The organism is Chthoniobacter sp. (assembly GCF_040003245.1).
Lineage (GTDB): Bacteria > Verrucomicrobiota > Verrucomicrobiia > Chthoniobacterales > Chthoniobacteraceae > Chthoniobacter.
This window is the reverse complement of the sequence record NZ_JBDUCX010000006.1, coordinates 45,615-56,264: the sequence shown is the minus strand read 5'-3', so window position 1 is coordinate 56,264 and position 10,650 is coordinate 45,615. Positions and strand designations below refer to the sequence as shown.

At 59.7% G+C, this 10,650-nt stretch carries 4 protein-coding genes and 1 tRNA gene; 1 reads left to right on the top strand and 4 read right to left on the bottom strand.

Annotated features, from left to right (window positions below; genetic code table 11):
* The 4 genes from ABJF10_RS01760 to ABJF10_RS01745 form a co-directional block, all read right to left on the bottom strand.
* Positions 1 to 6,247, bottom strand: a 6,247-nt coding sequence (locus tag ABJF10_RS01760) for a Calx-beta domain-containing protein (protein ID WP_348542790.1), incomplete at its 3' end; no start/stop codon positions are given.
* 876 nt (positions 6,248 to 7,123) lie between these two features.
* Positions 7,124 to 8,347 (bottom strand): tyrosine-type recombinase/integrase, encoded by a 1,224-nt coding sequence (locus ABJF10_RS01755; protein WP_348542789.1) that lies wholly within the window; start codon positions 8,345 to 8,347, stop codon positions 7,124 to 7,126.
* A gap of 67 nt (positions 8,348 to 8,414) precedes the next feature.
* Positions 8,415 to 8,487: transfer RNA gene (locus ABJF10_RS01750), tRNA-Glu, on the bottom strand.
* Positions 8,488 to 8,550: 63 nt separating this feature from the next.
* The gene (locus ABJF10_RS01745; RefSeq protein WP_348542788.1) at positions 8,551 to 9,063 is read right to left on the bottom strand and encodes a hypothetical protein; all 513 of its coding nucleotides are present in this window, start codon (positions 9,061 to 9,063) and stop codon (positions 8,551 to 8,553) included.
* A gap of 101 nt (positions 9,064 to 9,164) precedes the next feature.
* Here ABJF10_RS01745 and pabB point away from each other — a divergent pair, with 101 nt between their 5' ends.
* Entirely contained in the window at positions 9,165 to 10,379 is a 1,215-nt protein-coding gene (pabB, locus tag ABJF10_RS01740; protein ID WP_348542787.1) for an aminodeoxychorismate synthase component I, read from the top strand.
* Positions 10,380 to 10,650: the final 271 nt, after the last annotated feature.

Sequence of the window (10,650 nt, the reverse complement as noted above, 5' to 3'; positions counted from 1 at the left end):
TGAGGCCATTTCCAGTGGCAATGAGCGGACCTTGGGCCGTGGGACTCGAGATGAAGAGCGTCGGCGGGCTATCGTTGTCCGCAATGGTGACCGTCGCGAAACTATTGGGCCCAATATCGTAAGATCCGCTGGCGATTTGCAGGACCACACTCTCCACTCCCTCGGTAACGGCATCGTCGATGGGCAAGACATTGATGGTGACGCTGCTCTGTCCGGCGGGAATGGTCGCGGTGCTGGAAATCGTCGTGTAATCCGTGCCATTCGTGGCGGTGCCGGTGATAGTGAGATTGACTGTCAGCGCGGCGCTTGTCGGCGCGGTGCGGGTGATGGTGAACTGGCCGGGATTGCCGGGCGTTTCCGAGGCGTTGGGATCGTTCGCCACAATATTCACCGTGCTTCGATCGTCATCGGCGACGTTCACGGTCGCGGTGTTGGAAGAGCCGATCGTGTACGAGCCCGCGGTCAGCGTGATGATCACCGTCTCAGTGCCTTCATTGAGTGTATCCTGAATGGGCGTGACATTGAGCGTGGCACTGGCCTGTCCGCTGGGGATGGTGACCGTGCCAAGAATGGCGATGGCTGTGTAGTCCGTGCCGCTGGTGGCCGTTCCGGAACGGCTGAAATTGACCGTCAAGGCCCCGCTCAAGGACCCGGTTCGCGTAAAGGTGAAGACCCCCGGGGTGCCGGATTCGGTGGCATTGGGCGAGGTCGCGACCACGTTGACCGTGGGAGTATCGTCATCCAAAATGGTGAGGGTGGCCGCGTTTTGGGCGCTGAGGGTGACGCCTACCGGATGAGTGAGATTGAGCAATACCGTCTCGCTGGATTCCACCAGGGTGTCGTCCAGGAGCGTTACCGCTATGGCTTTTACTGTTTCACCGGGGGTAAACGTCAGCGTCCCGGCGCTCGCCGTGAAATCCGCCCCGGCAGTCGCGGTGCCAGCCGTGACCGAGTAATCGACGGTCACGGTTGAGGTGGACGGCATGCTGAGCGAAACCAGCACATTGGCCGTGCCGGAGTTTTCCAATGCTGACAGGCTTGTGCTTGCAAAGCCGACGCTCGGCAGCACGGGAGGACTATCGTCGTCGATGATGGTGTACGTGTATGTCGTTTGCGTGCCCAGTTGAGCGCCGCTGGCATTGCGTAGCAGCAAACTGATTTGCTCGTCGGGCTCGGCGATGGTGTCGTTGATGACGGACAGCGGAATGTACTGCGTCGTATCGCCGACATTGAAAGTGAGCGTGCCGGAGGGGAGTGAAAAATCCACGCCGTCACCGAACGCGTCCGTGACAGTGCTGCCGCGGACGATGAATTCCGCGCCCGCGTTGGCCACCAAGCCGTTGTAAAGGCTGCGGGAACGATAACCCGGCAACTCGCGCACCATGACTCCCGCTTGCGCATTGACCGCCCCGCCGCTTTGGGTAAGGACGCGAGCGGTGAGCGTAAAGTCGCCCGTAATCGGCGCGGCGACAAAGTGGGCTTCGTCTTCCGTGCCGCCGATTTGCGCACCGGATCCGGTCACGGTATAAACTCCGGCGTTGAGACTATCGCTGCCTTGGGCATTCACAAATCCGATCGTGCGGCTTTGCAAAAGAGGCGATCCAGTGAGCGCTACGTTATCAAACGTGGCGGTGCTCAAGAGGCCATCGGTGCGAGCGGAAACGGCGAGTCCGGCGAGCACCTTATTGGACAGCGCCATGGTTTGGTTGGTGCCGAGTTGCGTCCACGTCGAGCCGTCGGGCGAAATGAAAGAGCTGAAAATATCCCCGGCCCGCTGGAGGCGTACCCAGTACGGCTTGGTGGTAGTCGCGTTGACTAGACCAGCCGCTCCGGTCGTGAGCCGGTAAGTCTGCCGCAAAGAACTGTCCTTTAGCGTAATGGTAGAGTCATGGATGGCATTGCTTGCGACGGACTCCCGGATCATCACTCCACCTTTCGCCGCTGCGAAACTTCCCGAAACCGAAACAAGACGCGCCGTGATCGTGCAGTTGGCGGAATTGGTGATGGGGAAATAAACGTAGCGGAAGGCATCGGTGGTGCCGGTGGCTAAATCAGGTCCACCGGCGGTTATCGTATATGTGCCGCTCGCCAAGGAATTACTGCCACTCGGACTGGGCGATCCAATATCGGAAGCCACGGAAGTTCCCACATTGCCACCCGCGTCGAGTCCGGTAATGCTCAGGTTGTCGAGCGTCGCAGTGGCGGAGACACCGGAGCCACCAGAAGACGCTACCAAGCCGACGAGGTAACTCGCACTCGACATGCTGATCGTTTGGGGCGGTCCGCGTTGAATCCAGGTAACGCCGTTGGTCGAGGCGTAATTGGTGAACGAGGTGCCGCTGCGGACGACGCGGACCCAATAAGGCAGAGTCAGCGTTGGCGACGTCCCTACGGTGGTCGAGGCTGACGTGCGTGCGCCGGTGTCGACGACGTATTCCACGGTCACAGGTGCCGTGGCCGCACTGGTCAGCGTCACGGGAATGTTTACAGAGGTGACGCTTTCCAGACCGGAACCGCTGGCACTGGCGAACGCGACCTTTTGGGTGCTGGTTTCGTTGTCGTTGAGGTACATGGTCGCAGCGGGACCGCGTCCGTAGGCACCGTTCGCGAAGGTGAGGCTGATGGTGCGCGTACCTTGAAAGATGGCGTCGTTGACCGGTGTGAGCGTCACATCCACGCCCTGTGCGCCAGCAGGGATGGTCGCGGAGGTCGTCGAGGAGGCCGTGTAATCGACACCGCTGACCGCGGTGCCGGAAAGCACGAAATTCACCGTAAGAGCACTCGTGGTGCTTCCGGTGCGGGAGATGTAAAAACTGCCGGCCGTTCCGCCCTCGGTGATCGAGGGAGGGGTGGTCGTCGAATTCGCATCCACAAAAACCGTCGGCTGCTCATCGTCGAGGAGGAACATGGTCGCCGTGCTGCTCGGCGCGAATGTCTGGTAATTTGCGCTGGCGTTGACACTTAGCGTGATGGTCCGCAGGTCGTTGGCCACCGCATTGTTGATCGGCGAAACGGTGATGTCCTTGGTGGTCGTGCCATTGTTCAGCGTGATAGTGGTCGAGGCGCCGATTGAGGTGTAATCTGAGCCCGCGACCGCAGTGCCGCCGACGGTGTAATTCACCGTCAAGGGACTGGTGCCGCTGCCTTTCACAGAGATGCGAAAGGTGCCAGTGGTCGACGGTTCGGACGCGTTGGCGAGGCTGATGACCTCGACATACGGCAGGTCAGTCGCGGCGTCGTCAATGCTGATCGTGGCGTTGTTGTTGGCGCCGACCTGATAGTTGGTCGGTCCGGCGCCGAGCGTTAGGGTGACATACTCGCGACCCTCCCCGAGCCCATCGTAGCGCGGGATAATCGTCACGGCGGCATTGCTGGCGCCGGCCGGAATGACGAGCACGCCGGGCAGAGTCTCGAAGTCCACGCCATTGAGCGCCATCGACGCCGTGGTCGGACCGCTCAGCGCATAGTAGACGGTCAGCGGGTTCGTCGTATCGCCCGTGCGGGTTATCAGGAAGGTTCCCGTGTCGGGTTGCGCTCCGGGCACGGTCAAGTCCACCTCCCTAGCGGTGGCGTCCGTGGCGGTCACGCTGACGACCTGCACATCATCATCCACGATCGACACCGTGGCAGTGCTGGCCACGGATTCCACGATGTAGTTGGGATTGGCCGCGGTGGTGACAACGACCGTCTCGAGCGGCTCGGAGACGCTATCATCGATCGGGGTCACATTGACGAAAGCGGACGCAGCCCCGGCGGGAATGGTCACGCTGCCGGGAAGGGTCACGTAATCGGTGCCGGGAGTTGCCGTACCGCTGGCCGTGTAATTCACCATCAAAGCATTAGCCGTCGAACCGGTTCGTTGGAATGTCACTGTCCCCGGCACGCCGGAACCCTCGATGGTTTTCGAGTTACCTGCGGTAAGGCTGACTTTCGGCAGCGAGGTATCGAGGGGATCGTCGGTAATGGTAACTTGCGCTGTGCTCGACGTGCCGACGAGATAGCCGTTTCCTGGGCCGAGCTGCAAAATGACTGTTTCCGGGCCTTCCGCCGCGCTATCGCTCAACGGAGTTACCGTGATATCGAGTGTCGCGGAATCCGCCGGAAAGGTGAACGTTGAGAAACCCTGGGTGGCGGTAATGTAGTCGGGAGTGAACGTGTAGTCGGTATTCTTCGTCGCCGTGCCGGATGCGGAGTTCACATTGACTGTAAGTGGCTGCGTCGTGTCGCCGTTGCGGGTGAGTGTAAAGTGGCCGGCGACGAGGGGAGTGCCGGTGCCGGGTTCCTGCGCATTGGGGACCGTGGCCGCGATGGTGACCACCGGAGTGGCTTGGGCGACGAAGTCTGCACCGCCGAAGTTTGGGCCGACCGTGACGCTGTTGTTAAAGGTTTCGCTAAACGTGTAACCGTATAACAGGGGCGTCATGGAGTAGGTCGTCGCCGTGAGATTCGGAATGATGTAATAGCCATCGCTGTCGGTCACGACTCCGTTGGCGCTGTTGGCGGTAATGATGACGTTGGCCAGACCGACTCCTCCGGCTGTTATGCGGCCCGAGATGGTATAGTGGCCGTTGCCGTTTCCGACCGTGATGAGCTTATTGCGCGTCGTGCTGCCACCCTTCATATCACTGGCCGTGCAACTGACGATGTAGATGCCGGCCGTGCTGAACGTACGTGTGATGACGTTGGAATTGGGGGAAACGATCTTGACGGAGGTGTCGCCGAAGTTTTGCCACGAATAGGCGAGGGGATCGCCGTCGAGATCGGTTGCTGTTGCGGTAAAAGTAACGGTCGCGCCCACCGGAACGAAATCCGCGGATGAGGCGAGGTCGAGGGTGGGCGCCCGATTACCCGGGAATTGGCCTAAATTGACCACGACATCCACATATTTCGGCGTCGTGCTGCTGACATTCGTAGTAGTGATGTGGATACCCGATTCGTAGTCGGAGAAAGTGCGGCCCAGCGAGATCGGTGCGTCGTCTTTGGCAAAGGGCGACCCAGGTGTGGTATCGATTAACTGGATGTTGCTGCCGTTGGCCCCTCCGGTGAAGGTCCAGCCGAGAAGCATGCCCTTGTCTGCCCACGGGCGGGTCGCATTGCCGTTGTAAAGTTGCCGCACTTCACCCCAGTACGTCCGCTGTGAATCCTTGACGATTTTGATGGCGTAACGATTGGCCGGATCCAGAATCGGCTGGTCCATGGCGTAGAGGCGGTAGGTGCCGCTTTGTGTGATGGTGCTCACGTAGTCGTTGGGCAGCCACTTGATCTGGTTCTTGGCCTGAGCATTGTAGTGGTCCGTGGGCGTATTTCCGCTGCCCATGATGTCGTATTGATCTCCGTATTCGGCATTGGTCCCTGCGCCGATGGCGCTGGTGCCGCTGGTGTCCCAAAAGTTGGCGTGGCTCAATCCGAAGGTGTGACCAATCTCATGTCCGGCGATGGTCACGCTGTCGAAATACAGCCAGACCTGGCTGCCGCCGCCGTAACCGCCAACGCCGGAAGAGCGTGGGCCGCCGGACAGCCGCACCACGATGCAATCATAGTCATCGAAGTCGAAGCCAATCTTCTTGGCCTCCTCCTTCGCGTGGGTGAATTCAAGGCTGAGCCCATCGATCGTTCCCCCATTGGAGGTATCCTTTTGAGTATACCAGGCCTCTGTGTGGGGCACTTTGACCGCCGGTGTCACCGTGGAGATGGTGGTTAGTTTTCCGTAAGAGCCTTTGGCATAGAAGTCCGCGACGTCCCGCATGATTTCATAAGCCTTGGATTCCGTTGTCTGCGTCTTGTTTTGGTCCTGGAACGTCATCGGAATGTAAAGCACCTTCAAAACGCCGACCGATGGGGTCGGAACTCCGGGCAGAATCCCATTGATCGGAATCGGCCCGCCCGTTCCCCCTTCAGCATAGAGAAGTGTTTGATAACTTCCCAAGTGGTTGCCACCGCAGAGGTAAACAATCTGTTCAGGCGTCTCGATCACCGTCGTGTCTGCCGGCACGGGATCGGTCGCATTGGCCGGGGAAGTGACTTGTTTTCCAGAAACCGGACAGGACGTCACGATTTGCTTGGCGCCGTCCGGCCTCTCGCCAGCTTCCAGCTTTCGAAACGGATCCTCATTGACGGCAAACTGATTATCGACGGCTACGCCGTTGAGGGAATCGTTCCTCGTGCCGAGAACGTCCGAGGCTCTCCTGCCATAGACATTCGCCACATACGACGTGCCGTCCTGGAATGTCGCGATCCGGTGGTTCAAGGCTCCGGCAGGTGGCGGCGCTCCTGGCTCGGGTGAGCCTTGGTAAACTCGCAAATCCCCGCGGCGATTCACGCGCTCCTCCAGCCGCGCCACGATTGCCGTCGGTAACTTCTGGCGTATGACCATCGGCACAGCTTCATCCAAAGCGCGGCGCGGATCGTCGACGATCAGCTGCTTGTATTCAGTCCGCCGGGCATCGGCCAAACGCGCTCCTTGGGCAATCAAGGCCGTCCGTTGGGCAGGCGCCGCAGTGAGAAACTCCCGCAACCATTCGAAGAATTCGAAGCTGACTGTGCCTGGCGTTAAATTGGGAATTGCGGGAATGGAGGGATTCGCTTTCGAAGGAGCGCTCGCTGGTTCGTTTTGCTCGACAGTCGGTGAAGCAGGGGCGTTCGTGGACGCTACGCTATACTCTGCAACTTTCTCCGAATTGGGCGGCGGCGCTTCTGGGAATTTGCGAGCCCAAACGAACCAGACGGACGCAGCAATGCTCCCGACAAGAACAATTGCGGAAAGCCGACGAAAAAGGGGGGGCATATTTCAGGGGGTTGACTACTATAACCTAAAGCCAGTGCCTTACCTCATCGGCGCCGGAGCGGAAATCAAAAAATGGTACAACTACTGTTATTTTATTTGGGTAGATAACGCTAACGCAATTAGGCTATTGTATGGTGTCTGAGTTTCGGCGGGAACACGCTCTCTACTCTGTCCTTGCAAAGGGTCCTCGTCGCGGCTGGGTTAGATCGACGCTTCGGCAAGATGCTGACTTCGCCGAGCATCGTGGCGCCGGCGATCCCTTCGCGCGATTTGCTTTCGTGGACGGACAAAAACAGATAACCTGAAGGGCAATGTCATGTCACTATCAGTCGCCGTGAACTAGGGCGCAATTTCCCACCACGAATCGGAATCTGCTGGGGTCACCAACTCGCGGTAGTGTTGGAACACCATCCGGGGTGAATTACCCATTTCCAAGGCGACTTCGGCGGCGCTCCTGCATTTTGCCAAACGGTAACTGGCGAAGCTGTGCCTGAGACCATTCTGCGGCCAATCGAATCCGCAGGTTTCTGCGGTCCGCGTCACCTTTCGGAGGAATCGCGAGCCGTCGCCTGAAAACAATGGTCCTTTGGATTTGGCAATTCTCTTCAACCAGGATTTTAAATTCGGCTGGATGGGTATAATCCGCCGCTGTGCCGTCTTCGCTTTGGCTGCGGTAACCTCAATGTAGCCATGTGAGATGTGCACTTCGTCCCATGACAGGCGCATCAGCTCGGCGTGCCGAAGACCGGCGAATGCACCGATTGCAAGGTAGGGTCTGTTCTCGTCGGAAGCCGCCGAGAGAAGGCTGGTCATTTGAATTGGCGTGAAAATCCCGATAGTCGTCGGCAACTCCTTGGCAACAGGAATTGCCTCAGCTTCCGTCGGCTGCGATTTGGGTAAATACCCCTTTTGGCGCGCGAAATTGAAAAGCGTAATCAACAACGAACGCGCGCTGTTGCGAGCAACTGGGCCAACATTGAGAGCGGCAAGCCAATTTTCCAATTCTGCCGTCGTTAAATCAGAAATGTCCTCTGCAAAATGCCTGGAGCATCGACCCAGTCGGCTCCGAATATCTTGCACGTACCTCGTGCTTGCATTGTCCGAGATCTTCGAAGCGAGAAACTCCTCATAAACTTTTGCGATCGTCTTTCGTGGTAACGCAACTGGATGGTGCTTCGAAAAATACCTTGCCGCTTCCACTACGGAACCAGCTCCTCCCAGGATGCGAAAGGCCTCGGCAAATTGTGCGGCTGCAGAATCCAGCGGCTGCCCTGAGGGCCTGAGCAATTCAATGGAATGCTGGTAAACGATACGATCCTCGCTCGTCAATTCCAGCACGTCGATCTGCCCATTCTGAATTTTAGTGGCAGCCCCTTGGGCTTCCAGCTTGGCGGAACCAAAGTCCGCAAAGCTCTTCTTCACGCGCCGGTTGTTTGTGTCCCGGTAGGCCACGGTGAACAATTCACGGCCTCGGGCAACGGAACGGTAGATTTTGGCAGTGACGCTCCCGACCTTGATCTCAACCGGCCATTCTGCAGTCCGAGCTTTCGATTTGCGCTTCATGCGGACACTTTGTCCTGCTTTTGTCCTGCTTTCAACCCCATCGCCCGAAAATCCTGATAGATACAAGTAGCGCATACGGGATTCGAACCCGTGTACCAGCCTTGAGAGGGCTGTGTCCTAGGCCTCTAGACGAATGCGCCGTGGTTGAGGGGTCGGAAAAGTAGACATACTTCGCCGCCCGCACAACTGCTATTTCCGCAGGGTCAGTGCTTGGTCCGGAAGGTGGCCGGATCGACGGTTGGTTCGACGCGGACTTGGAAAAAGCGGCCCGTGTACTGCCCTCGCAACATGTCGATCTCCTCCTTCGTCATGCCCGGATTGAACTTCACGATGCGATCGACGAGGGCCGTGTAGTAGTCGATGTATAGCTTGCGCTGCTCGAAGTCGGTGGGCGCTTCCAGCGCCTGGGTCTTGAGGGCCTGGAGAGCGGGATCCCGCTCGGCCTTCATCTTGGCCTGCCGGAGTGCGATTTTCTTCTTTAATTTGTCCTCCGCCATCGCGGTCTTGTCGCCACCCTTTGGTTCGTCGCCCTTGCCCGCTTTTTCCGCGGGCTGCGGCGCTTCGGGGATGAGTGGCAGATTGGACGGAGCCGCCGCCGGCTGAAGCTGGGGCGTGGCCGAAGGCGCGAGACCGAACGCGCTCTCCGGTTCAGCGGCGGAGAGCTGCGTGGCAAGGGCCAGCAACGTGGCGAGTAAAGGGGTCATCAATTTGTTCATGGCGATGAACTGGGCAAGGTAGCTGGAATTTTTCGTTTGAAAAGGGCGGCATTCTCCCCCAAGCGGATGGCATGCCGATTCTTGCCCGCGCGCCGCGACCTGTGGCCCTGGACCTTACGCCTGCCGAAGTGGCCGGTGCCTGTGCGCATTTGCCCGGGCGCGTCTATTTCGACACGGCGTCCGAAGGCGGTGATGCGGGACAACTCTCGATCGTCGCTGCCGCCCCCAGCGGAGTTTGGCGGGGCCGCACGGGCGACGACTGGCACACCCTGCGTGAGGCGGTCGCCCGGCGGGCGGGTGGGCCGCACTGCGACGATGGCTTGCCCGCTGGTTTCGCCGCGGGCTTCGTGGAGTACGACGGCGCTTTCGGTTTCGGCATCTATGAGGACGCGCTCATCTACCGCCATGCGGAGCAATGCTGGTTCGAGATCGGCGATTTCTCTTCCCGCCTGCGTCCCGTCGCGGCGGCGCCCGCAGCCAACGGTCCGCGTTTCGTCCCGCAAATGACGCGCGAGGAATTCTGCCGCCGCGTCGCGCGGGCGCAGGAATATATCGCCGCGGGCGACATCTACCAGGTGAACCTCGCGCATCGTTTCGCCACGGAATGGGACGGAGACGCCTTCGCCTTCTACGAGGCGCTGCGCCACTATTCGCCCGCGCCTTACGCCGCCTTCCTCGAGCTGGATGGCCGCGCGATTCTTTCGACCTCGCCGGAATCGTTCCTGAAAATCTCCGGCCGCGCCATTCGCACCCGCCCGATCAAGGGCACGCGCCCGCGCCGCGCCGAGGCCAATGCCGATGCGCTCTCCGCCTACGATCTGCGCAATTCGGCGAAGGAAACCGCCGAGCTGGTAATGATCACCGACCTGGAGCGCAACGATCTCGGGGCGATCTGCGATTACGGCAGCGTGCACGTGAAGGAACTGCTCAAGCTCGAGAGCTACGAGCACGTGTTCCATCTCGTCTCCACCGTCGAGGGACGCTTGCGCGAGGAGGTCGATCACGTCGCCGCCCTGCGCGCCTGCTTTCCCGGCGGTTCCATCACCGGTGCGCCCAAGAAGCGCGCGAGAGAGATCATCGCCGAGCTCGAGCCCGAGCCGCGCGGCATCTATACCGGCGCACTGGGCTGGTTCGGCTTCAACGGCGAGAGCCAGTTCAACATCGCCATCCGCACCGTCGTCGTCGAAAACGGCGGCGCGCACTTCCACGTCGGCGCCGGCATCGTGGCGGATTCTGTCCCGGAAAAGGAATGGCAGGAGACGCTCGACAAGGCCGCCGGCATCTTGCTGGCCGCGGAGCGCTTTGGGGAAAGCTAGCGGCCCACACGTGCAGAGAGGGCTATTGCTGGCAGGGGCTCGACGTTGGTTGACACCATCCGGATCAATCTGCTAAACGTAGGACCAGCAATGGATTCTGCCCGGCAGTTTTAAGCCTGCCAAAGTGCCCCCATGCCTAGCATTGTGGCTGATGACTCCTACTGATTACAGTAGAGCCATGGGCACTCCCCGGACCACGATAGTTCCAGCGCCCCCCGACTATGCCGATCGGCACAGTCAGGGGTGCGGCCGCTGGGTTGCCGCCAATCTT